The sequence below is a fragment of the Brevibacillus sp. YAE8 genome, assembly GCF_057543335.1.
The window spans coordinates 20392-42662 of the sequence record NZ_BAAIYG010000032.1 but is presented as its reverse complement, the minus strand read 5'-3'; the positions used below and the strand labels follow the sequence as shown (position 1 = coordinate 42662).

Sequence of the window (22271 nt, the reverse complement as noted above, 5' to 3'; positions counted from 1 at the left end):
CTTCACCAGCCCTTTTCCAAGATCAGGACCGTCGCGTTGTCCTGGTTGACTCTATGCTTGCTCTCCACCGCCTCGATGATCTGCTCGGCTGCATCGTGAGGGGGGATTTTCTGGAACAAAATTCGCTCCAGCTCTACCTCTGTCAACGTATCGTAGACGCCGTCACTGACCATAAGCACCTTGTCTCCCTTCTCCAGCGGGAACGGCTCGCGGCCAATTTCGATGTTTTGGAAGCCTTCGTAGCCAAGGTAGTTAATGAGCTGCTTTTTTTGCGGATGGCTGATCGCCTCGTTCTTGCTGATCTCTCCGGCGAGAAAGCGCTCCTCCAACACCGATTCGTAAATGTCCTTCTGGTTGATCGGGATAAATTCGCCCTTGCGAAAAACCGTCAAAATACTGTCGCCGACCGCTCCCCAGTGCAGCATGCCTTCGTGAACCACAGCCGCAACCAGCGTGGTCCCGCCGCGGCTTCCTTTTAGCGCCTGCAAAATTTCTGCATTCGCAAGCGAGGCGGCTCGGGAAAAGTAAAGCGAGAGGTGGCGCGGGTGATCGAGCTTGGAAAACTCGCGGATGAACGTGTTGACCGCAAGCGTCGAAGCCAGCCTGCCGTTGGCAAGGCCGCTGATCCCGTCTGCGAGCACGGCGATCGTGCCGTGCGAAGTCGTCGCCGTGGCGAAATAGTCGTCCTGCTCCTCTCTTCTGCCGATCGTCTGTCCATTGCCGATCTGCATGGCCGGATGCTTTTCCTGCCGGATGATCGCGGCGCGGAGCCGAAACAGCAAAGCGATGGCGACGATCACGGCAAGCACTACGAGATAAGGAATGGCCTCCTGTACAAACATGCCCATCATTCCTTGCCTTTGCCTGCGTTGTCCCACTCGAAGTGGACGCCGCACAGCGGGATGAAAATAAACGTGCTGCCGCCGAGCTGGATGACGTCATAGGCGGTCAGCTCGACAGGCGTGTAGACCGCTTCGTTGTTGTGGTAAGCCAGGCCCGATGCGTCGCCGGGGAGCAAGTAAAAATTGCGTTTTTTCGGATCGTAGACGATCACGGCGTGGTTTCTGCGGGAAATTTTGTTGTCTCCGATAATGCGGATGTGCATATCCTCGGCGCGACCGATGAAGTTTTTTTCTGCCATGATGCGGTAATCCTGGCCTTGCTGCGGGCCTTCGATACATACGAGCCAGCCCGTGACAGGCTCGATTCCTTCCGTCTCGCCCAAATAAGGCATGGTCTTGTCGTCGTCTTCTGCGCTTCGGGCTTGCGGCCTGCCCTCGGACTTCGCCGCTGGCTCCACCACCAGGCTGCAGTAGGGGCATGTGCTGCCGTGTTTTCTGCTGCTAAACATGTGTCCATTCGCGCATCTTGTCAAACTCATTGTGATCGTCCCCCGTTTCTTGTCTCTCCAGCTACTCGCCCCTACTTCAGCAGCAAGCGTGTATTTGCGATGTAAATGATGTCGCCCGCCTGCACCTTGTGCGGCTGCTCGATTTCCAGCCTGTTTTTCTCGCGGCTGTTCGGCTGCTTGATTCCGGTGCCGTTGCGGGAATGGATGTCCTCAATGAACCAGTTCCCGGACGCGTGGTTGAGCACAGCGTGCTGCTTGCTGATGAGAGCCGCGTACTCGGCGTCGGACAGGTCGATGTCCACTTCGTTCTGGCTCGTGCTTTTGCCGATCAACAGCGACGTCGCTCCCTGAATAAACCATTCCTTCACACTCTCGCCTTCCTCATCCAACAGCACGAGCTTGGAAATGCCCGCATCCTTTTTTTCCTCCGCCTCGTCTGGGCTTCCGACCTTGACGATGAACACGCCGAACAGGAAGAGGCCAAAGGCGATTCCGGTAAAAATTTTCAGAGCGTTGCTGTCCGTATAGCCAAAAACATAAATAAGTGCACCTATCGACAAACATGCAATGAACAGCTCGATCAGCTTCACTCTGCCTGATTTTTGGTAAGGCTTGCTTTTCTTTGCCATTTTCGCTACCCCCTTTACGCAAAAAGTGCCCCAAGCTTTGGGAGAATGGGTTTTTGCTGACATCCATCCAAAGAAAGGAGCAGGTTGCTGCTTCTATGTCCATAAAAGAGCTGCCATCCGATCTGTCCTCGATCCGGTTTTCTTCGTTTGCTGTCAGGATGTCGCCCGTTTTTTCCCTTTTCGGTATGCCGCCTGTTTTGGTGCGCCCGCCAGCTCCTGCGTGGCCGGGGCTTCATTTTTTCTTCATGCGGAAAAACTGCTCGAATAGGTCCGTCGTATCCAACGGATTTTTTTTGCCGGCATTCATGCCCTTCTGGCTGACTTCTCCCGTCTTCGGGTGAAAGCCAAAAAACCGTTCAAATGCACTTTCCAGATTTTCCATCGTCACGCCCTGATTGGCCCGCTCTTGCGCTGTCGTTCTCTGCGCACGTGCTCCCGCCTTGCCGGTGCCGCTTTTTTGCCGGGCTTGCCCTTTGCCTTGCACATAGGCTTCGTAGCGCGCGTCGTAGGCTTGCCGCGCGGACTCATCCTGCAGCGTCTGGTACGCCTCGGTAATATCCTTAAAAAGCTGTTCGGATTCCTTGCTTCCCGCGTTGACATCGGGATGGTGTTTTTTCGCCAGATGTCGGTACGCTTTCTTGATGTCGTTTGGGGAAGCTGTTTTCGCAAGCCCCAGAATCTCGTAATAATTTTTCATCCTCGCACCCCTGTCTGGCTTTTTGGGAAAACCGTACCTTGAACACGGCTTTCAAGGTACGGCTGATGTTTCGGTGCAAAAACTAGACAGCGTAGCCGCCTTCGATTTTGGCGAACTCGGTCTTGTCTTTCTTTTGCTTGATGAAAATGCTGAAGGTTCCTACGCCTTCTGTATCGCCGAAGCTCTCGGTGTAGTCCACGACGAAAGCGTTCGGGAAGTAGATTTTGCGGATCACCTGATCGGCAGCGATGACTTCCAGCGTCACTTTGCGGTAGCAGTCAGCTTTTTCTGCCGGAACCAACGACCACAGAGCCAGCTTCATCGTATCGTCAGCGCTGTCGCCGTCTGTGGCGGTGATGATTTTGCCAGTCAGACGCAGCGTTGCCCCTACGTCTGTGGAACGAGCGTTGGAATCATCCGGAGTATCCGTGTCGTACTTGACGGTCTGGATGTTGTCCATCCCCAGCTCAATTGTTTCAGAACCTTCTACTTTGAGTCGAAAACCCATGAAAAATACCTCCTTGGCATATATGTGTGCTCTCGAATGACCAGATGGGCTTCGAGGCTTATGTGTAAGGGTGCGCTTTGGAAAACACACCTCTAGCCACCTGCGCAGTGTGCGGAACCATTTCATAAAAGCTCTCCCGAAAGCCTACGCTTTGACGGGCGTCGTGCCTTTGGTGATCGTGACCTCCAGATTCTTCACGTTGCCATTGAAGATCAGGTCGATGTGGCACAGATTGCTCTTGTCGTCGATGATGTAGCTCATGTCGTCGCCATCCTGAATGATGGAGTTGACAAAGCCGCGCGTGCTGAGCCATTTGCTCTTTTGGCTGCTCGGGTTGTTGCTGAAAAACTTGACGATGTTGTCGTGCTTGAAATCGCCGGTCTGGAAGCGGAGAATCCGCTCGATGTAAGTGCTGACCAGCGTTTTGTAGATAGGGTCGAAGCCATCCTCGGCCATCGCCAGGCTGCGCGCCTTGTACACCGTGATTCGTTTGATGTCCTTGCCCTGGATTTGCGCGTTTTCCGAAGAAAAGACAAAGCCGAAGTTTTTGCGGTTGATCGAATCCTTGATGTTGTTCGTAAAGCCGGAAATTTCCTTGGCCATCGTCGTGACGGCGCGCAGGCCGTTTTCGCCTGCCTCGATGTCGAAGCGCACGCCCGGATATTCGCGGCTGACCACTTTGAATGCTTCGCGCAAATACTCGGGACATTGATACGCAGCCACAATCCCGGCGGCTACGTAGCTGGCTCCGACGTACACGCCCTCGATCCACAGCTTCAGGATGTCTTCTTTTTCCTGGGACAGCTTCACGCCGTCTTCGGTTTGCAGCATCCGGCTGTCGATGACCACCCCGGATTTGTCCTTGGGAATAATCGTAAAGTTCGGAATGCACGGAATCGCAAACTCGCTGAACTCTTTGCGGACCAGGACACCGCACTTGTCGATGTACTTGTCGATGCCGGCGGTCGCCATGCTGTTGAAGGTCGTTTCTTCGCCTGTGCTGAAGCTGAAGAAAATCTGGACCTTGAAGTCTTTGACCACTTGCAGCAGCATCGTCAGCGACTCCATCGTGTTGCCGTCCTGCTTGACGATTTTTTCGTTGCCGCGGAAGCGCTCGCGCGTCACCTTGGCTTTCGCTCCCGCCTCCATGTCGATCGACGGCACGATTCCGAACCAGATCGTATCGGTGAAATCGTTTTTCGCGTTGACGGTGTTCAAGTACGTCTCCAGGCGCGGGATGTTGCTGCTTTTCACCAGCATGTCCAGCTTGGTGTTGGTGATGAGCATCGCCGGCTGCATACCTTTGTTCTTGGTCACGTACTGGTCGAAGAACATCTTCACGCCGAGAATTTTCTCGACCAGCGGCTTGACGGTTTTCACGAAGTCGTCCTTCGCGTTTTTGTAAAACTCGAGGTACGTGTTGTAGTTTTGCACCTCTGTTTCGATGTCGATTTCGTTATGAACGGCAGGCAGCGGGCAGAAGGTGCGCACCACGAGGTCTTTGACGTAGGAGGACGGTGTTTCGCTAATCGACTCGTAATCGTCCGCGAATACGCCCATCAGGCCGCTGCCGCTGTTTTCGTCGAGCACCATCAGCTCGCGGCTGTCGCTCTTCGGCGCTTCGATGATTTTCAGCTCGCCGTTTTCCCCAATCGTCAGCATCCCGATCTGAATCGCTTCGGACTGGTTTTCCTCCTGCGCTCCGCCGAGCAGCAGGCGGGTTTTGATATCTTCAATGGCTAGCGGAAGCATCGCCATGACGTTGTTGTAGTTTTTGCTGGCGTCTTCGAACATGATGTTCAGCTTGTCGCCAAGGTCCAGCTTTTTCGGATCGCCTTCGTCCAGCTTTTCGTACTGGCCGTACAGGTAGTGAATTTCCTTGCGCACCTGGCGGATGTCGTCCATCACTTTTTTCGGGGAAATCATGTCCAGCAGATTTTCGAATTTAAAGTCGACGTTCGTGATTCCTTGGCTGCGCTTCGTATCAATCAGCGTGAACAGCATTTTCAAAAAGTCGTTGCTCTGGTCGATCTTGATCTCGGAGATCGCATCATCCGCAATGCCGTCGGGCTTTTTCAAGGTGTACATCACCTTTTGGTTCACGGCGTTGTAGAACGAGTAAACCGTAGGAGAGAACTTGTCCAAAAATTCGTCAAAGCTTCGCACGAGCAAATGCTCGTTGATCTCCTTGATCTTGTCGTCGCTCAGGCTGTCGATGCCCTTGACGTCACCTACGAGCGTAATCAGATCGAGCTTTTCCGGGTTAATCTCTTCGAACAGCATGGTTCTGTTGGTCTGGTTAATAATGTCCATAAATGACCCCTTCCTTCTGTCTTTCGTAAATGCTTGGTCCTAACGCGGGAGTGTATGAGTGCTACTTACCAACCAAATTACATTTTGTTACATAAATTCCAATAAAACCAAAATCTTGCTTCTAAATTAAACTCCTTCGCCATATTTTGTCAATCAATCGCCAATTACGACAATTTTCCTATACGGAAAAAGACCATTCCCAGTATTTAGACCCATTTTATTCCACTCGTCTTCCTTTTTCTGGTTTGGCGCTTTATGCTGAATCCAGAGAGCCTTCCTGCCTACTTTTCCCGATAAAATCAGCACCGCGCCTTACTTTGTCCCTACACCGCAAAGCCGAGCCGACCAACGATGGATACGCCTCTCGCCCAAACTGATGACAAGGATAGACAGATTTATACTTATTTTTACATAAAAGGATATAATTTCACTTTATATACCTCGGCAAAACAGCTCCCGCAGTTTAGTCGTACATTCATTTATAGGCAAATAGTCCTGTTGCGGCTAAATGTGAACATTTTGCAAACTTTTACAAAAAAGGGTGAAAACATGGACAAAAAAATGGCACGCTCCACCTCTCTCCTGCCGTTTTTCAAGCTGGGGATTTTGGGCTTGATCGTTCCTTTCCTTCTCTTTCTCTCGCCGCTTCCTGTCTGGGCAACGGGAACCGGCGAGGCGGGCATCGACGCGGTCTTTGTCATCGACACGAGCAACTCGATGAACCAGACAGACCCGGGCAAAACAGCAGCCGAGGTCATCAGCATGTTCATCGACATGAGCGAGGCGACCCGGACAAGAATCGGCTTCGTCGCTTACAGCGACCGAATCGTGCAGGCGCAGCCGCTCACCAGCATGGCGGAGAGCAGACAGCGCGAACAGTTGAAAAGCAAGATTCACGGATTGCGCTATGCGGGGTATTCGGATTTGGGGCTTGGTTTGCGAAAAGGGGAAGAAATGATCGCCAGTGCGAACGATTCGTCGCGAAAGCCGTTTTTGATTTTGCTCTCGGACGGGGGGACGGACTTGCGGCAAAAGGCGAACGGGCGCAGCGTGGCGGCATCCAACAAGGACGTGGAATCCGTCATCGCAAAAGCGAAGGCTGCGGGCTATCCGATCTACACCATCGGGCTGAACAGCGATGGCTCCGTACAGAAGGAACAGTTGAAAAAAATGGCGGAGGCAACAGGGGGAACTTCCTTCGTCACCCATAGCACGGATGATTTGCCGGAAGTTTTCAACCAGATTTTTGCGAAGCACATCCAGTCGCAGCTCGTATCCGTCGCGGCGATGACCGCGACTGGCAGCTTGCAGGAGGTCACCGTAACCATTCCGAACTCCAGCATGCAGGAAGCAAACATCGTGCTGTTGTCCAACGAGCCGCTGCTGGAATCACAGGTGTACTATCAATCGAAAAACGTGCATTTTATCCAATCGAAAAAATATTCGCTGATGAAAATCGAGCAGCCGAAAAAGGGCGACTATCTGGTCAAATTCAGAGGGCGGCCGGGGGATTTGGTCAAGGTCAATCTGCTCGGCAACTACAGCCTGAAAGCGGACGTCCAGGTTGCTCCCGAGCCTGTGAGCAAAGGGAATCCGACGACGTTCACGGCCTATCTGACCCACCGGGAAAACAATCAGCGGCTGGAAGATACCGATGTCTACTCCCAGATGCAGGCGGAGTTGATCGTGACGGATCTCGCGGGAAAACAGACGGCAAACATGCCGCTGAAAAAGGAGGGCACCCGCTTTTCGGCTGACTACGTCTTCCCGCATTCGGGACAGTACGAGTGGAAAATTTTCATGAGCGGCCCTGATTTTTACCGGGAGACGGCCGCCACTACGTTTGAGATTGCCAACCTCGCGCCCGTCGCCGTGTCGAAAAACGAGCTGACTGTAGAAAAGGAAGACGGCGAGCAGACGATTGACCTGTCCGCCTACTTTACCGATGCCAATCAGGACAAGCTGACGTTTGCCCTCGCCTCTGCCGCTTCTGCCGACGCGTTTGACGCGAGCATTCAGGGCAGCGGTCTGAAGCTGTCGCCGAAAAAAAGCGGGACTTCCGAAATCGCGATCACAGCCACCGATCCCGAGGGAGCAAGCGTGACAGGCTCGCTGTTCATCACCGTGCACTCCGTGTGGGATCGCTACATCACCATGGGACTGATCGTGCTCGCTCTGGCGGCGATCGCTGCTGGCGCTTACTGGTTCCTGCGCCCCAAGCCGAATTTTGTCGGACGTCTGGAAGGGTATTTCCTGCACACCGCAAGCGGCAACGACATTCCCGTGAAGTTTTGGCCGCTCGCCGCTTTTGGCCAAAAACAGCGGATCACGCTGCACGAGCTGTTCACGAGCCTCGACGTCAACGAGCATTTGCCGGAAGCGCAAAAAATCTACTTCCAGCCAGGAAAAAACCAGACGCTCATCATGACGAGCCACAGCCAGTGCACCCTGCAAAAAGGCAAGGACATTTTGCCGCGCCATAAAAAAGTGGTTCTCCACTACAACGACAAAGTGTACGTGACGTTTGAGGACCGCGTGACCGAGATTGAACTTCGCTTCAAAGAAAGCAAACCCAGCTCCGGACAGGCCGGGAGCTGGGAATCGGCGTAACGAAAACGATTAGTTTTTCCCCGCAAGGAAGGGGAGCGGCAAGCGCACCTTGCCCGTTTGCAACAGATGCTCCGCACGGACGGCTGCTTCCAGCACCCGCAGTGAGGGGCATCTTTTTTTCGGCTCGACGGCCATCCCCCAGGAGATGACATTCGCCAACAGCCGCGGCACAGCGGCATTCAGCTCGCGAACGGAAGGCAGCCGATCCTCAATCACCCGCGTAGCCACATCGGCAGGGCGCTGCCCCGTCAGGCAAAAATAGAGCGTGGCTGACAGGCTGTACACGTCCGAGAAGACGCCTTGCCGGGACTTGCCGGAATAAAATTCGAGCGGAGAGTACCCTTCCGTCGTCACGATCTGCCGCGGAGCGTGCATGTCGAAGCGAATTGCCGAACCGAAGTCGATCAGCATCGGCTTTCCTTCGTCCGTGACGATGATGTTTTGCGGCTTGATATCGCGGTGGATGATTCCTTGCTTGTGCAAGTAGTCCAGGCCAAAGATCAGCGGAAGCACGATCGTGTGCAAAAAGCTCCCCAGCTCCAGCTCTTGCTGCTTTTGCAAGTATTGATCGAGCGTCTTGCCCTTGCAAAACTCAATGACCAGATAGGCTGTCCCATTTTCGGCAAAATGGTCGACATAAGAAGCGATATGCTCGTGGCGAAGCTCCTGCAAAATCGCCGCTTCCTGCCAAAAGCTCTCCAGCAGCGCCGCAAAACGGCCTTTTGCCGACGGGGTGCGGCAGATGACGCTGCGGCGATCCAAGTCTCGCATTGCCAGCGATCGCGGAAAAAACTCCTTGAGAATCCGCGTCTTTTTCGCCCGCATCTCGCAGGCGACGTACACGTTGGACAGCTCGCTCGTGGAGATGGCTTTTTTGATCCGGTAGGCTCCTTGCAAAATCGTGCCTTTTTTCAGGCATCTCTCTTTGTCCATCAGCCTTGTTGTCCACTCCTTTCTGGCATCTTGTTCGCTCTCCAGAAACGATACCAAATACCGGGGGAGGATGGCAATATGTGGGGATTTTCCTTACCTGGCGCCCGCTTCGTACAGCAGGGCGGAGTCCCGATCTGCCTCGGCAAACGGCGCCTCCCGTTGAAAATATGTATCAATGCGCGCATTCACGTAAAAATCAGCGAAGCCGCGGCTGTCGAGAGCGGTCCTTACCATCTGCAAAAGCTTGGCGTGCTCCCGGATGTCGGCAAGCCCTGTGCCTTGTTTGAGGGAGTCTTCGATGTTGATTCCGGCGACGCCCAGGTCAGCCGTCCGCAGCACGTTCTCGACGATCTGTGCGGGTGTTGCCGCATAAGCCAGCTTCGATGTCCGCCGAAACAGGAATGTTCACGTGATCCACAATGAGCTTGATGATCGACAGATGCAGCCCGAAATCGATGTTTTCCCCGTCCTTGTAGCCGAGCGAGGCCGCGATTCCCCAGCTCGTCGTCCCGATTGCCTGAAAACCGCTTTGCTCAAGTGTGCGTGCAGAGAGGACATCCCAGGCATTGCCCAAAAACAACAGTTCGTCTGCATGGTGAAGCGCGTGAAAGTGCTGAATGTGTTGCATACTGACACCCCTTTTCAAATGATGGCTTGCGCCTCTTGCTCGCAGCCCTTGCTTTTTGGTTCCTTGCTGTTCATTTGCCGCTGTTCCCACAGTCTCTGGCCGCGCTGGAAGAACGGCAAGGCGAGGAAGGTCAGCAGCATGAGGATGGCGAAAAGGACCGGGCCCTGGCCGAAGCCCAATTGCTGCAGCAGCAAGCCGCCGATCCACGCGCAGACGCTCTGGCCGAGAAAGGCGAAGCCGCTTGCTCCGTAATAGGTTCCGCGCAAATGCTCGGGCGCGATCTCCCCGATCAGCACATCCCCGACGACGAAGCACAAAATTTCCCTGATCGTAAAGACGACCATCGACACTGCCAGCCAGAACAAGCTGGTGAAGAGTCCGAATCCGAACAGGCCAAGGCCGAACAGCAAGCATCCGAGCTTCAGGGCAGTCATGGCCGAGTAGCGCTTCATCAGCCTGGCGAGCGGATATTGGAAGACGAGGACGGACACGGTGTTCATCACGAACAGGAACGAGTACGCCTCGATCCGGTCGTGGCCGATGTACTGCGCAAGCGTCGTATCCAGGTGCGAGTAGGCTCCGGCTACAAACAGGTTGCCGAGCAGCAAGTAGAGGAACACTTTGTCGGTGAAGACGATCCGCGCCATTTCGCGCATCGTTACAGAGGTCGAACGCTCGCGCAGCTCTTGCTTGAACAGGAGCATGAACACGACCAGGACGGCCGCGTACACCGCTTCCCCATTCCTGTTTTTGGTCTGTCGTGTTATCTTCAGTATATTGATCCGACAGAGGGTAAAAAGGGTAAGCTTTGCGTGAGTTCTGTCACCTTTTTGCACAGGAAGGGGGGCTTTGTATCGTTACCGTTCTTTATTTTTTAAAGCTGCGCCAGTTTTTTCAACAAGAAGCAACGGCAAAGCCGTTCCCCGTCACGAATGAAAAGCTGAGCGGGCTTTGGCACTGCACGCCTCGCAACGCCAAGCTGATCGTGCGCAAGCTGGCTGAATTAAACTGGATCGAGTGGCAGTCCGGCCGCGGCCGTGGCCATGCCTCCGTCCTGACGTTTGTCGCCGATGCCGATGCGATTTTGCTGCAGGAAGGGAAGCAGCGCATGGAGCAAGGCAACGTCAAGGAAGCGATGGAACTATTGAACCGCTTCGGCAAGCCTGCCGTCAAAGAACAGTTCATGGAATGGCTGTCAGCAGGACTCGGGTATTGCACGTCGAACGAGGCGAACCGCTATCAGGACGTGTTGCGCTTCCCCGTCTACCGCACGATTGTCACGCTGGCCCCCGGAAAGCTGTATTACCACTTCGACGCGCATTTGGTCGGACAGTTGTTCAATACGCTCGTTCAGTACGACGCGGACAGCCGTGCGATTCATCCGAGCACTCGCCCATTCCTGGGAGCACAGCGCCGACCACCGGGAATGGACGTTTCACTTGAAGAAAAACGTCCTTTTTCATCACGGCCGGGAGTTGTCCGCGCGCGATGTCGTGTTTTCCCTGGAACGGCTGCGCGCAAACCCGGACCTGCACGAAGCGAGCTGGATGTTCCGGGGAATCGAACAGATAGAGGCGGTCGATGCCAGAACGGTGCGGATCGTGCTGCAGGAGCCGAATTACTTGTTTTTGCGCCTGCTTGCGGCCCCTCCTGCCAGCATCGTTCCAGAGGAGATCGTCCAGGAGGCGGCGGAGACGTTTGGGAAAAATCCGGTTGGCACCGGCCCGTTCCAACTGGTCCGCCTCGACGAAGGGATTTGTATTTTGGAGGCGTTCCCGGCTCATTTTCAGGGCAGACCGCAGCTCGACCGCGTGGAAATTCTGCTGTTCCCCGACCTGGAAACAGGCAGCCTGCGGGAGCCGGACTGGACCGCTGTCATGATGTCGCACGAAGCGGCGGCGAAGGCGGAGGCATTGCGGGAGGCAGCCGTTCGCGCCAGCAGCGACTGGTGTGATCTGGAGACGCTGTTTTCCTGCTGCAACCTGCTCATCTTCAACCAGCGGCTGACAGGCCCGCAAAACCACCCGAAGTTTCGCCAGGCGCTCGATCTGTTGATCGATCGCGAGCTGATGGTGGCGGAATTGGGCGGAGATCGCATCTATCCGGCCAAAGGCTTTCGCCCGTACTCCCCCGCTCTGGCGACTTTGGCTGCGGACAGCGCTCCCCGTCAAAATCGCGCGGACATTGCCGCATTGCTGGCAGAAAGCGGTTATCAGGGAGAGACTTTGCGGCTCGTGACGACATCCTACCATGAGCCGGACGCCCGCTGGATTCAGGCGCGCTGCCAGTCCTGCGGCATCCCGGTCGAAGTCGCCATCCGCGAACCGTTCGAATTTGCGGACCACGGGACTCTGCCCGCGCATGACTGTCTGCTTTTCGGAAATGCTTTAAGCCAGGATGAAATCAGTGAACTAGAAATGTACATGCAAAAAAACTACTTCCTGCCCGCCTTCGATGCCGCCCTGGCCGAGACGATCGACAAAGAGCTGTCTGCCCTCTTCCGGGAGGCTGACGAGTCTGTGCGGCGGCAACAGCTCGCACGAGTGGAAGCGCTCATCAAGGAACACCATGCCGTGCTGTACCTCGTGCAGAAAAAAACGCAAACCTCCTATCACAAATCGGTTCGCGGCGTCTCCATCCATCCGTCCGGCTGGCTCGACTTTCAAAAAATCTGGTTTGGCCCCAATGCCTTGCAGCCAACAAAAGCGTAAGCGTCGTCCCCCAAGCAAAAAGCAGTCCGAGCTGTGAAGCTGACAGCTCGAACTGCTTTTTTTCACCCTTGCCTTTTCAATTGGAGCGCGCGTACACGTTCTTTCCGGCAACGAATGTCATCGCCACGTCAAAATTTTCATCCAGCACCGCAATGTCCGCATCGTAGCCGGCTGCCAGGCGGCCTTTTCGCTCGCCGTAGCCGAGAATCGAGGCAGGCGTATGGGAGGCCATCTCTACCGCTTCCGGCAGCGGCACGCCGCTGAGCGTCACCATGTTGCCGACTGCCCTGTTCAACGTCAGGATGCTTCCAGCGAGCGTCCCGTCGGCCAGCTTGGCCTGATTTTCACGGACGCGCACCTCTTGCCCGCCGAGATCGTACGTTCCTTCGCCCAGCGCCGCCGCCCGCATGGAGTCGCTGACCAGCGCGAGCCGCTCTGCCGTTTTCACCCGGTACAAAATGCGCATCACCGCCGGATGAACGTGAATGCCGTCTGCAATCAGCTCGGTGCTCAGATGCTCGTGATACATCGCCGCTCCGACGACGCCCGGCTCCCGGTGATGCAGTCCGGTCATGGCGTTGAAGCAGTGCGTGAAATGGCGCACGCCTGCGTCGACCGCTTCAGCCGCCTGGGCAAACGTCGCTCCGGTATGCCCTGCCGAGACGATCACGCCCTGTTCCTTCAGCCAGGCAATCGCTTCGAGCGCCTCCGGCTGCTCCGGCGCGATCGTCACGACCTTCATCAGACCTTGCGCCAGTTCGTACAGCCGCTGTACGGCTTCCAGCTTGGGCAGCGCGATGTTTTCTTCCTTTTGTGCCCCTTTGTAGCGCGGGTTGATCCACGGCCCTTCCAGATGAATGCCGATCACCTGCGCCCCCAAAAGCCCCTGCCTGCTGACCTGCGCGATGTTTTCCAGCACAGGCTCCAGTTCCTCGTAAGGCGCTGTCATCGTCGTCGCCAAAAACGAGGTCACGCCATACCGCGCCAGCGCCGTGGAAATCGCCTGCAAAGATTCAGGCGTGCCGTCCATCGTATCGTGTCCGTCAATGCCGTGCATGTGCATATCTACGAAGCCAGGGCAAATCCAGCCTGTCCCTGTTGCCACCACCTCTGTCGGCAACGGCTTGGCGTAGCCCGCTGCGTCCCCGGCATACACAATCGTTCCGTCCGCCACTACGACCAAGCCGTCTGCGATTGCTTGCCCCTCTGCGATGATTTTCCCTTTGAGAGCGTACTCCTGTTTCATGTTGCTTTCCTCCGTCACGGCACTGCCGTAGTCTGTTGATCGGGCTGCTCTACACGAGGCTGCCGCATACCCGCTTCGTTTCCTCCACCAACTGCAAGACGAGCTCGCCCGCTCCCAGCTCTCTACCAAGTGGCGCTGCCTGCCCGGCCCACATCGACATGTACGCTGTTTGCTGCTGTTTGCCGGAAGCGGCGCGAATGTCCTTGGTCAGCGCATTTTGCACCGGATAGGTCGGCAGTTCGTGCTCCAGCGGCGCCATTTTTCGCATGAAGTCGTTCTGGATGCCTCTCGCCCATTTTCCGGAAAAGGCACGCGTCAACACGAGGCTCTCGTCGCTCGTCTCCCGGATGGCTTGCTTGTGCAAAGGATGCGCTCCGCTTTCCGCACACGTCAAAAACGCCGTTCCGAGCTGTGCCGCCTGCGCTCCCAGCGCGAAAGCGGCGGCGATGCCCCGTCCGTCCATGATCCCGCCTGCCGCGATGACAGGAATTTTCACCCGATCCACAATCTGCGGCACCAATGCCATCGTGCCGATCAGATTGTTGGGAGCGTCCGGCAAAAACGAGCCGCGATGCCCGCCCGCTTCACTGCCCTGCGCTGCAATCATGTCCACTCCGCAAGCTTCGAGAGCTACTGCCTCGCGCACCGTCGTAGCCGTCCCGATGACCGTCACCCCTTTTTGCTTCAACGCCTGGAGCGAGCGCGCATCGAGCATGCCAAACGTAAAGCTGAAGACCGCAGGCACTTCTTCCAGCACGACGGCCAACTGCTCGGCAAAATTTTCGGCGAAGCTCGTGACCTCAGGATTTTCCGGGATGTCCAGCTCGCGCCGCACCTCGTTGAGCGCCGCAGCCACATTCGCCGCGATCGGCTGCTCCTGGTCGAAGTCTTCCGGGATGAACAGATTGACGCCAAAAGGCTTGTCTGTCCGCTCGCGAATGGCGTGTATCGCTTCGCGGATTTGCTGCGGACTCATGTAGGCCGCTCCGAGCGTGCCCAGTCCGCCTGCTTCCGAGACGGCTGCGACCAGTGCCGGCGTAGTTGCTCCCCCCGCCATCGGCGCCTGGATGATCGGCCATTTGATTTGCAGACGTGACGTAACCGGATTTCCTTTCCACATGCTTCATCCACTCCCTTTGTCTGTTGCTTTTTTACTTGCGAGACCAGCCCTCGCTTTGCAGCCGTTCGAGAAAATGCGCCAGCACACGGGCAGTCAGTCCCCAGATGACTCGTCCGTCCAGCTCGTAAAACAGATGCTCGACCGTGCCTGTGCGCCACGGATACCGTTTGCCGCCGGGAATCAGATGGTAAGGAAAGTCTTCCTCCGGCTCGGTGACAAGCGCTGAGGTGTACGTGGAAGGCTCGGCGGCAGCCAGCCGCTCAAGCGCGATGACGAACACCTCGCCGACCTCGTCGGGATTCGGCTTCATGTCCGCGATCCCCTCCACGTAGCCTACAAACGGGTAAATAGCGGCATGTCCCGGCCCGATCAGCCGATCCAGCTCGCCGACGTAGTGAATCTTCTCTAACGGCACGCCCAGCTCCTCGCTCGTCTCCCGGCGCGCCGTCGCCCACCTCGACGCGTCGCCTTCCTCTGCGCGGCCGCCGGGAAAACAAATTTCGTTCGCCTGTCTGCGCATCGTGCTGGCCCGCTTTTCAAACAAGACCCCGAGCTTGCCGTCGTCCATTTTCACCAACGGGAGCAAAATGCCAAACACCCCTGCTTGCTGTGCGCCCATGATCCCCGGCTCGCGCTGCTTGAGCACGTCGGAAATTGCCTGGACGGCCGCTTCCTTCGCCAACAGATCAGCAGCTTGCGCATACTCCGCCACTTCAATGAGGTTTTGATCCGGGTCGCGCACGTAGACAGAGCGAATCGGTCCGGTAGCCCCCGTCCGCTGTACAGGCCCCGCCTCGATCTCGACTCCACATGCGGTTATTTTCTCGATGACTTGTTCCAGTGGCACTGCTGCGATCAGGCATATGTCGGCAGAGCCAGGTTGCGGGTGCCGCGCTTTCGGCTCAAATTCGCGTCCTGCCAGATGAAGGTTGATTTTTTGCTGTCCAAAGTGCAATGCCCGCCTGCCATTGTCAAAAGTTACAACCTGCATGCCAAGCACGCGCTCGTAAAACTGGCAGGTTGCTTCCAGATCACGGACAGTCAAAACCAGATGGTCCAGTCGGTCGATCACGCTCATCACTCCTTCCTGTCCCGTCCCTGAACGATTGCTGGCTCCCCTCTTCTTGCCGTTAGCCAAGCTGTCTGAAAAATTTCTGCTACCACCATTATACAGCCAAACTGCGCATTACCAACCGCGAAAGGAGAGACTGGCGGTTTCTTTTGCACAGAACAGCCCGGCGTAACGGGCCGAAACGCTTGTCCTACCAGGCGGGGCCAACCGACTGGACACGGCGCAGTCGCCCATCAAAAAAGCGAGCGCACCTCCCGAAACCACTGGTTCGAAAGATACGCTCGCCACTTTTTTCGGCCTTATTCGTTTTCGCTCGTTTTCGCTGGAGAGCGAAGCTGCCGCGCCCAGGTGTACGCAGTTGCCCGCTTACGAGCCGAACTGCGCCTGGTGCAGCCTGCTGTACACGCCTTTCGTCTGCAAAAGCTCGTCGTGATGCCCTTGCTCGACAATTCCTTGGTCGGCGACGACAATGATCCGGTCTGCGTTTTTGATCGTCGCCAGGCGGTGAGCGATCACGAGCGTTGTACGCCCTTGGGAAAGCTCCGCCAAAGCCTGCTGAATCGCCGCTTCCGTCTCGGTGTCGAGAGCGGAGGTCGCTTCATCGAGAATGAGTATCGGAGGGTTTTTCAAAAACATCCGCGCGATGGACAGACGCTGCTTTTGACTGCCGGACAGCTTGACTCCCCGCTCCCCGATCAGCGTGTCCAGCCCGTCCGGCATGGAACGGATCATCTCTTCCAACTGCGCTCGTCTGGCCGCCTCCCACAGTTCCTCATATCTCTCCCCCCGCAGTGACAGACTCTCTCTTTTCTCTACGCCTTCGAACGGGCAAGCAAGTACAAGAAGTACGGAGCCCCGATGACAGCGACCACGATCCCGGTCGGAATCTCGGACGGCTGCAAAATCCAGCGTCCGATCGTGTCGGCGACGATGACCAGAAGCGCCCCTGTCAACGCAGAAGTAGGCAGCAGCATCTCGTGCTTCGGCCCGACAAGCCTGCGGGCGAGGTGCGGGCCAATCAGGCCGACGAAGCCGATACCGCCGCTGACCGCTACGCACGATGCGGCAAGTCCGACCGAAGCGGCCAACAGCTTGAGCTGCTCTCTCGCCACCGGAGCGCCAAGGCCGATCGACAGCTCCTCTCCCAGATTGAGGACGTTCATCACCCGCGCCTTGTAAAAGACGAAAGGCAGCAGGACGACGATCCACGGCAAGAGCGACAGGACGAACTTCCAGTTGGTCCCCCAGATGCTTCCGGCAAGCCAGGTGGCTACGAACTGGTATTTGTCCGGGCTCAGCTTGAGCGTCAGCACGATCATCGCCGCGCTCATGCCCGCAGCTACCGCGATCCCGGTCAGCAAGATGCGAATCGGCGACAAGCCTTTGTGCCGCTGATAGGAAAGAACGAAAATCAGTGCCGCCGTCAGGCTCGCGCCCACCAAAGCCAATACCGGCAGCAAAAATACAGGCGCGGCAGCCGTCGACGGATAGAACGAAATGAACAGCATGACCATCAAGCCCGCGCCGGAGTTGATCCCCAAAATCCCCGGGTCGGCCAAAGCGTTGCGGGAAATCCCTTGAATGATGCAGCCGGAAACCGCCAGACCAGCGCCGATCAAAATCGAAATGACGATGCGCGGCAAACGGAAATCAAACAAAATCAGGTTTTGCTTCTCTGTCCCCGCCCCGAACAAGGTCATGAGCAGATCCATAGGCGACAGACGGATGTATCCCGTGTTCATGCTGATGATGAAAGCGATCAGGATGAGCACGGACAAAATGGTCATGACGAGGATGCCCCTGCTGCGCTTGCGGGCATCGAAATGAGCCGTAGCTGGTTGCATATCTACATCTCCCTTCTTTCTTTACGTGCGAGGTAAAGGAAGAACGGAACGCCAATTAGCGCAATAAGTGCTCCCAGAGGTGTTTCGTACGGCGGATTCACCATTCGCGCGGCCAGGTCGGCAAAGACGACGAGCAAGGCGCCCAAAACGGCCGAGCATGGAATAATCCAGCGATAGTCGACCCCGACGAGATAGCGGGTCAAGTGAGGAATAATCAGGCCGACAAAGCCAACCGCGCCTACAACCGCAACGGCCGAGCCTGCCAAAATCAAAACGATGACGGTACCCGCCAGCTTGACAAGCGCCGTTCGCTGCCCCAGCCCTTTGGCGATCTCCTCGCCGAGACTGAGCATCGTAATCGAACGGGACAAAACAATCGCCCCCAGGATGGCAGCCGCAATCCAGGGGAACATCACTTTCAACTGGAACCATTTCGTTCCGGCTACCCCGCCTGCGTACCAGAAAGCCAGGTCTTGGCCGATTTTAAAGTACAGCGCAATCCCTTCGCTGAGCGCGGACAAAAGCGCGCTGAGCGCCGCCCCGGCAAGCACGAGCCGCACAGGGGTCAGCCCGCCTTTGGCCATCGAGCCGATCCCGTAAACCAATCCTGCCCCGACGCCTGCGCCCAAAAAGCCGTACAAAATCAAGTACATGAACGGCAATCCCGGAAAAAACGCGAAGCAGAGCGCAATCACGAAGCCCGCCCCGGCATTTAGCCCGAGCAAGCCGGAGTCTGCCAGCGGGTTGCGCGTCATCCCTTGCATGATCGCGCCAGCAACAGCGAAGCTGGCTCCGACCATCGCGCCCCCGAGTAAGCGGGGAAGACGTATCTCCTGAATAATCTGGTGCTGAGTAATATCTGGATTAAAATGAAAAATGGCATCCCAAACGACAGAAAACCGGATGTCTGCTGCCCCGAATGATACGGACAGAAACATGCCGAATATCAATGCAAAGACCCCGCCCGTCAGGATCAGCGTTGCTGCCCACGGACGCGAACGAAACTGTTCCGCTTTCGATTGGGCTCCTTGTTTCAGAGATTGTACCTGTTGACCCATGCTAGCCACCTTTTCCATTCATTATGTAAATGCACTGAACGACGCTTTCTCCTTCCCTTCCGGCAAAAATCTGAAATTGATTCTTATTATCATAGTAGGATTTTAGGCGATTGACGAAAAAGGTGTCAATGGACAAAAGAGAGGTCTTTTTTGTACGATTGAAACATTTCCCAACTCTCTAGGCCAACACGCTGAGAATCTCGTCAATTTTTTTCCCGTTGGCAATGATTCCGTGATTCATCCAGGTGATGAAATCGACCTCGTACGCACAGTTGTTGCGTACGGCTCGCAGAGACTGCCAGACAGGTTGGTCGATCAGCCGCTTTTCCGCGCCTTCGTCCGCTTCGTGCCACTTGTCGAACGAGTAAAAAATGTGGTCGGCGTCAAGCGAGGCGAGCCACTCCCGCGACACCCCTGCCCTTGCTTCGGCGATTGAAAGCGCTTTGACCAGCGGGTGCGGCTGCATGCGCAAATCCTCAAACATCACGGGAGCCGTGTACGTCTTCTCCACGATGGTCTTGTTTGGCAAAATGCGCAAAAACGCCACCGTCTGTCCTTTCAGACTGCGGGACAGCTTGTTTTGGGCGGCAAACGATAGTATTCGAGTTCCCGCTCAGCGGCGCAAATTTGCACACGCTGGCCCGGCGCGGCGATCCAGCAGCTTTCTTTTCCAAGGCGAAAGCGGGATTGGTCGACTTGCAGGACGCCTAGTCCATCCGTGGTCACGATCATGGTAAAATCATTCGATTCCGTGCTGTCCTGGCAAGAATGCGATGCAAGAACCCCTCGTTCCATGCCCGTCAGCACGCAAATCGCTGATGGGTACAGTTGTTTCTTCGTCCCGTTAGTGTGCATATCCTCACCCATCACATGAGAATGATTATCATTATATATTATACGGGGACAAACTGGATTTGCCAAGCAAAAGAGCAGGTTCGGCTACGGCGAATGCCGCTTGTGGAAAATGGAAAAAAGCGAAGAAGGCGGCCCGGGACGCAGTTTCATCTGCCCCGGGCCACCCTCTTTCTGCCTGGCTCCCAGCTCGCCTAGACGACGGCTGGCTTTACTTGACGAACGTGTTGATAAGATCGTCTGCTTTCATCATATTGGCAATGATCGCGCCAGATTGCCAGTGCGTCCGGTTCATCTGGTACACATGCCCTTTTTTCACCGCCGGGACGGATTGCCAGAGCGGGTCCTGGAGAATTTTCAGCGCCTCTTTGTTTTCCGGGGAATCCCAGCCGCCGTTGGACGGGAAAATGATGATGTGCTCGGCATTGATCGACGGAATCGCTTCCTCGCTCAGCACCACGTGTGTATCCTGGTTTTTCGCAGCTTCATAAGGCTGCAGCCCCAGCTCTTTGTAGAGGACGCCCGTGTACACGTTGCCTTCGCCAAACAGGGCCAGCGTCGGCTTGTCCCCCACGTTCAGGCGAATGACGGCAACCGTTTCCTTGCCGATTGCCTTTACCAGCTTCGCCCGGGTGTCAGCCATTTTTTGCTCGTACTTTTTCACAGCCTCGTCGGCTTTTTCCGGGATGCCCAACAGGTCGGCGATCTTTTTCAGGCGGCCAATCGTGTCGTTGCGCAGCTCGTCCGGCAGTTTATAGGTAGGCGCTACCTTGCTGTACTGCTCGTATTTCTCTTTATCCGCGCCTCCGTCGACGATAATCAGGTGAGGGTTGGCGGCAATCAGCGCCTCCATGCTGCCTGTAATGTCAAACGGCGGCACATCCAGGCCAAGGTAATCTTGTTTGCCCCATGCCGGGTGGTACCATTGGACGATCGGCGTCACGCCCAGGGCCAGCAAAAAGTCTTCCTGATAAATGGCCGCCACTCGCTGCGGATGAGCCGGAATCGTGACGTCACCGTACGCATCTTGGACGACTCTCGTTTCTGCCGATGCTTCCTTGCTGGCCGCTGGCTGTTGCTCGGCTGGCTGCTGCCCGCTGTCTGTGCCTGTGCCTGCAGCCTGCTGTTCCGGCGCTTTTTCCCCGCACGCGGCGAGTCCTGCCATTGCGATCAGCAAAACTGCCAGCCACGCGAATACGATTTTCCGACGATTTCTCCCCATGTTTTACCCTCTCTTCTTTTGCTGCTGATGAGCTTATGATGATTATCATTCTCACAAGCTTTTTCATCATCTTATGTGCTTCCATGAGGACAAACAATGCACGTTCTCCACTATTTTTTGTCCAAACTCGCGACAGCGCCCCGGCTTTCGCGCCTCTTTTTGGACAAAACGCAAAAAGCCGGATTCCCCCACGGAGCAATCCGGCCTGTTCGTGTTTCATTCGTTTTTTCGCTGGTGCCCGCCTACAGCTCTTTTGCCACCAGCCAAGTGACACCCTTCGCCTGCAACTCTTCGTTCCATTCCTCCGGGGCGGCCGCATCGCTAATGACCATGTCAATTTCCTTGAGGTCCGCCACTTTGCACAAAGTGCTGATCCCGACTTTGGAATGGTCGGCCAGCACGATGCTCTCATTGGCATTTTCGATAAAATGCTTGGCCAGCTCAGCCCGCTCCGGGTCATAGCAGGTCAGGCCCTTGTGCAGCAGCACGCCATCCATGGAAAGAAACGCTTTGTCGACGTAAAACGACTTCATCATCTTCTCGGCAAACGGACCGCCAACGCGGTAATGTTTGGCGTTCACCCTGCCGCCCAAAAAGTAGACCTCTGCGCTGAGCAGGCCGTTGTTTTGGTACTCGATGAGCAGGTTGAGCGCGGTGATCGAGCTGGTGAGGATCGTCAAATCCTTTTTGTTGACGAGAAAGCCGATCATCTGCAGGGGGGTTGTGCCTTCGTCGATGACGATTGTATCGCTGTCGTGCACCAGCTCGGCTGCCGCCCGTCCGATCCGCCGCTTTTCTTCTGCCCGCATGACTTCGCGGCTGAAGTGGGACGGTTCTGTGCGATCGACGTTCAGTTTGATCGCTCCGCCGTAGACGCGCTTGAGCTTTTTCTCCGCTTCCAGCTCTTCCAGGTAGCGGCGAATCGACTCTGAAGATACTTGGAGCCGCTCTACCAGCTCATTTGTCCTTACCTTGCCATTTGAATTGACCAACTGCAATATGATCTGCTTACGCTCTTCCCCGAACAACGACACCCGTCTTGTCCCCCTATACTGTACTTTAGGCCAGCGCAGCCGCTAACATCCGCGTCCTCAGCAAGCCTGTCTGGAATCCAGCAGTCTGCACCGCTGTTCTTGCCAAAGGGAGCAACCATTTTATTCCGTTTTTTCCCCTCTCTTGAATTGTAGTGGTGTTTGCCGCGACAATCAAGGGTTCTCCTGTTGGCATTATGTTGTTTTCGTTGGTTTTTGGGTCAAAAAAATGGGTTACAGCCAAAATCGGTTTGCTTCCACGGCTGCCAGCAACCGCTCTGTAGTCGCGGTCCCACGTGCACCAGTCGCGCAGCATCGCCTCGCGTACAGTCCGCGAGGTGGACAGCGGTCCAGGCGTAAGCAGCAAATACGGGTTGTCAGTTGTCGTTGTTTGCGTCATGCCATCTCATCCCTTCTAGTCTGTTCGTGGCAGCTTCGCCACTGAA

General features: G+C 55.9%; 20 protein-coding genes and 4 pseudogenes. 3 read left to right on the top strand and 21 right to left on the bottom strand.

Annotated features, from left to right (window positions below; all coding sequences use genetic code 11):
• Window positions 1-2: 2 nt before the first annotated feature.
• The 6 genes from AC27IT_RS24335 to AC27IT_RS24310 form a co-directional block, all read right to left on the bottom strand.
• Complete coding sequence (locus AC27IT_RS24335; protein WP_487092141.1) at window positions 3-842, bottom strand: PP2C family protein-serine/threonine phosphatase; 840 nt, start codon at window positions 840-842, stop codon at window positions 3-5.
• Between the two features lie 5 nt (window positions 843-847).
• The gene (locus tag AC27IT_RS24330) at window positions 848-1381 is read right to left on the bottom strand and encodes an FHA domain-containing protein (RefSeq protein WP_025844513.1); all 534 of its coding nucleotides are present in this window, start codon (window positions 1379-1381) and stop codon (window positions 848-850) included.
• A gap of 41 nt (window positions 1382-1422) precedes the next feature.
• Window positions 1423-1980 carry an FHA domain-containing protein gene (locus AC27IT_RS24325; RefSeq protein ID WP_025844514.1) on the bottom strand — a complete coding sequence of 186 codons (558 nt, stop codon included), beginning with the start codon at window positions 1978-1980 and terminating at the stop codon, window positions 1423-1425.
• A gap of 232 nt (window positions 1981-2212) precedes the next feature.
• Entirely contained in the window at window positions 2213-2677 is a 465-nt protein-coding gene (locus AC27IT_RS24320; RefSeq protein ID WP_340673886.1) for a DnaJ domain-containing protein, read from the bottom strand.
• An 82-nt stretch (window positions 2678-2759) separates the two neighbouring features.
• Window positions 2760-3185, bottom strand: coding sequence for a hypothetical protein (locus AC27IT_RS24315; protein ID WP_025844518.1), 426 nt, complete (start codon window positions 3183-3185; stop codon window positions 2760-2762).
• A 144-nt stretch (window positions 3186-3329) separates the two neighbouring features.
• A complete protein-coding gene (locus tag AC27IT_RS24310; RefSeq protein WP_283858124.1) occupies window positions 3330-5498 on the bottom strand; it encodes a transcriptional regulator in 2169 nt (722 codons plus the stop codon).
• Between the two features lie 549 nt (window positions 5499-6047).
• Here AC27IT_RS24310 and AC27IT_RS24305 point away from each other — a divergent pair.
• Window positions 6048-8108, top strand: coding sequence for a vWA domain-containing protein (locus AC27IT_RS24305; protein WP_025844521.1), 2061 nt, complete (start codon window positions 6048-6050; stop codon window positions 8106-8108).
• Between the two features lie 9 nt (window positions 8109-8117).
• Here the strand turns inward: AC27IT_RS24305 and AC27IT_RS24300 are convergent, their stop codons facing one another.
• From AC27IT_RS24300 to AC27IT_RS24285, 4 genes and pseudogenes are all read right to left on the bottom strand, one after another.
• Entirely contained in the window at window positions 8118-9041 is a 924-nt protein-coding gene (locus AC27IT_RS24300) for a serine/threonine protein kinase (RefSeq protein WP_025844522.1), read from the bottom strand.
• Between the two features lie 93 nt (window positions 9042-9134).
• The gene (locus AC27IT_RS24295; protein WP_051556832.1) at window positions 9135-9380 is read right to left on the bottom strand and encodes an isocitrate lyase/phosphoenolpyruvate mutase family protein; all 246 of its coding nucleotides are present in this window, start codon (window positions 9378-9380) and stop codon (window positions 9135-9137) included.
• Window positions 9364-9669, bottom strand: coding sequence for an isocitrate lyase/phosphoenolpyruvate mutase family protein (locus tag AC27IT_RS24290; protein WP_420913692.1), 306 nt, complete (start codon window positions 9667-9669; stop codon window positions 9364-9366). The genes AC27IT_RS24295 and AC27IT_RS24290 overlap by 17 nt, the downstream gene beginning before the upstream one ends.
• A 14-nt stretch (window positions 9670-9683) precedes the next feature.
• Window positions 9684-10403 (bottom strand): annotated as a pseudogene (locus AC27IT_RS24285) (MFS transporter); the annotation flags it as partial.
• Window positions 10404-10477: 74 nt separating this feature from the next.
• Here AC27IT_RS24285 and AC27IT_RS24280 point away from each other — a divergent pair.
• Window positions 10478-10783 (top strand): annotated as a pseudogene (locus tag AC27IT_RS24280) (SgrR family transcriptional regulator); the annotation flags it as partial.
• Between the two features lie 256 nt (window positions 10784-11039).
• Entirely contained in the window at window positions 11040-12380 is a 1341-nt protein-coding gene (locus AC27IT_RS24275; protein ID WP_487092140.1) for an ABC transporter substrate-binding protein, read from the top strand.
• 76 nt (window positions 12381-12456) lie between these two features.
• Here AC27IT_RS24275 and nagA read toward each other — a convergent pair whose 3' ends face one another.
• The 11 genes and pseudogenes from nagA to AC27IT_RS24220 form a co-directional block, all read right to left on the bottom strand.
• A complete protein-coding gene (gene nagA / locus AC27IT_RS24270; protein WP_005831523.1) occupies window positions 12457-13626 on the bottom strand; it encodes an N-acetylglucosamine-6-phosphate deacetylase in 1170 nt (389 codons plus the stop codon).
• A 49-nt stretch (window positions 13627-13675) separates the two neighbouring features.
• On the bottom strand, window positions 13676-14746 hold the full coding sequence (locus AC27IT_RS24265) for an NAD(P)H-dependent flavin oxidoreductase (protein ID WP_005831521.1): 1071 nt from the start codon (window positions 14744-14746) through the stop codon (window positions 13676-13678).
• Window positions 14747-14777: 31 nt separating this feature from the next.
• A complete protein-coding gene (locus AC27IT_RS24260; RefSeq protein ID WP_025844532.1) occupies window positions 14778-15818 on the bottom strand; it encodes a VOC family protein in 1041 nt (346 codons plus the stop codon).
• 366 nt (window positions 15819-16184) lie between these two features.
• Window positions 16185-16592 (bottom strand): annotated as a pseudogene (locus tag AC27IT_RS24255) (ATP-binding cassette domain-containing protein); the annotation flags it as partial.
• 38 nt (window positions 16593-16630) lie between these two features.
• The gene (locus tag AC27IT_RS24250) at window positions 16631-17662 is read right to left on the bottom strand and encodes a FecCD family ABC transporter permease (protein WP_005831516.1); all 1032 of its coding nucleotides are present in this window, start codon (window positions 17660-17662) and stop codon (window positions 16631-16633) included.
• Window positions 17663-17664: 2 nt separating this feature from the next.
• Window positions 17665-18720 (bottom strand): FecCD family ABC transporter permease, encoded by a 1056-nt coding sequence (locus AC27IT_RS24245; RefSeq protein WP_007785882.1) that lies wholly within the window; start codon window positions 18718-18720, stop codon window positions 17665-17667.
• 178 nt (window positions 18721-18898) lie between these two features.
• A complete protein-coding gene (locus AC27IT_RS24240; RefSeq protein ID WP_327945339.1) occupies window positions 18899-19267 on the bottom strand; it encodes an ABC transporter substrate-binding protein in 369 nt (122 codons plus the stop codon).
• 11 nt (window positions 19268-19278) lie between these two features.
• The gene (locus AC27IT_RS24235) at window positions 19279-19575 is read right to left on the bottom strand and encodes a hypothetical protein (protein ID WP_005831508.1); all 297 of its coding nucleotides are present in this window, start codon (window positions 19573-19575) and stop codon (window positions 19279-19281) included.
• 208 nt (window positions 19576-19783) lie between these two features.
• Window positions 19784-20794, bottom strand: coding sequence for an ABC transporter substrate-binding protein (locus AC27IT_RS24230; protein ID WP_487092139.1), 1011 nt, complete (start codon window positions 20792-20794; stop codon window positions 19784-19786).
• A gap of 242 nt (window positions 20795-21036) precedes the next feature.
• Complete coding sequence (locus AC27IT_RS24225) at window positions 21037-21828, bottom strand: DeoR/GlpR family DNA-binding transcription regulator (RefSeq protein WP_025844541.1); 792 nt, start codon at window positions 21826-21828, stop codon at window positions 21037-21039.
• Between the two features lie 259 nt (window positions 21829-22087).
• Window positions 22088-22225, bottom strand: a pseudogene (locus tag AC27IT_RS24220) (2-aminoethylphosphonate--pyruvate transaminase); the annotation flags it as partial.
• Window positions 22226-22271: the final 46 nt, after the last annotated feature.

Coding starts and splice junctions, on each gene's coding strand:
- AC27IT_RS24300 (WP_025844522.1), bottom strand. CDS start 9,041: ATGGACAAAGAGAGATGCCTGAAAAAAGGCACGATTTTGCAAGGAGCC.
- AC27IT_RS24250 (WP_005831516.1), bottom strand. CDS start 17,662: ATGCAACCAGCTACGGCTCATTTCGATGCCCGCAAGCGCAGCAGGGGC.
- AC27IT_RS24245 (WP_007785882.1), bottom strand. CDS start 18,720: ATGGGTCAACAGGTACAATCTCTGAAACAAGGAGCCCAATCGAAAGCG.
- AC27IT_RS24310 (WP_283858124.1), bottom strand. CDS start 5,498: ATGGACATTATTAACCAGACCAACAGAACCATGCTGTTCGAAGAGATT.
- AC27IT_RS24230 (WP_487092139.1), bottom strand. CDS start 20,794: ATGGGGAGAAATCGTCGGAAAATCGTATTCGCGTGGCTGGCAGTTTTG.
- AC27IT_RS24290 (WP_420913692.1), bottom strand. CDS start 9,669: ATGCAACACATTCAGCACTTTCACGCGCTTCACCATGCAGACGAACTG.
- AC27IT_RS24335 (WP_487092141.1), bottom strand. CDS start 842: ATGTTTGTACAGGAGGCCATTCCTTATCTCGTAGTGCTTGCCGTGATC.
- AC27IT_RS24330 (WP_025844513.1), bottom strand. CDS start 1,381: ATGAGTTTGACAAGATGCGCGAATGGACACATGTTTAGCAGCAGAAAA.
- AC27IT_RS24305 (WP_025844521.1), top strand. CDS start 6,048: ATGGACAAAAAAATGGCACGCTCCACCTCTCTCCTGCCGTTTTTCAAG.
- AC27IT_RS24265 (WP_005831521.1), bottom strand. CDS start 14,746: ATGTGGAAAGGAAATCCGGTTACGTCACGTCTGCAAATCAAATGGCCG.
- AC27IT_RS24315 (WP_025844518.1), bottom strand. CDS start 3,185: ATGGGTTTTCGACTCAAAGTAGAAGGTTCTGAAACAATTGAGCTGGGG.
- AC27IT_RS24325 (WP_025844514.1), bottom strand. CDS start 1,980: ATGGCAAAGAAAAGCAAGCCTTACCAAAAATCAGGCAGAGTGAAGCTG.
- nagA (WP_005831523.1), bottom strand. CDS start 13,626: ATGAAACAGGAGTACGCTCTCAAAGGGAAAATCATCGCAGAGGGGCAA.
- AC27IT_RS24320 (WP_340673886.1), bottom strand. CDS start 2,677: ATGAAAAATTATTACGAGATTCTGGGGCTTGCGAAAACAGCTTCCCCA.
- AC27IT_RS24235 (WP_005831508.1), bottom strand. CDS start 19,575: ATGCACACTAACGGGACGAAGAAACAACTGTACCCATCAGCGATTTGC.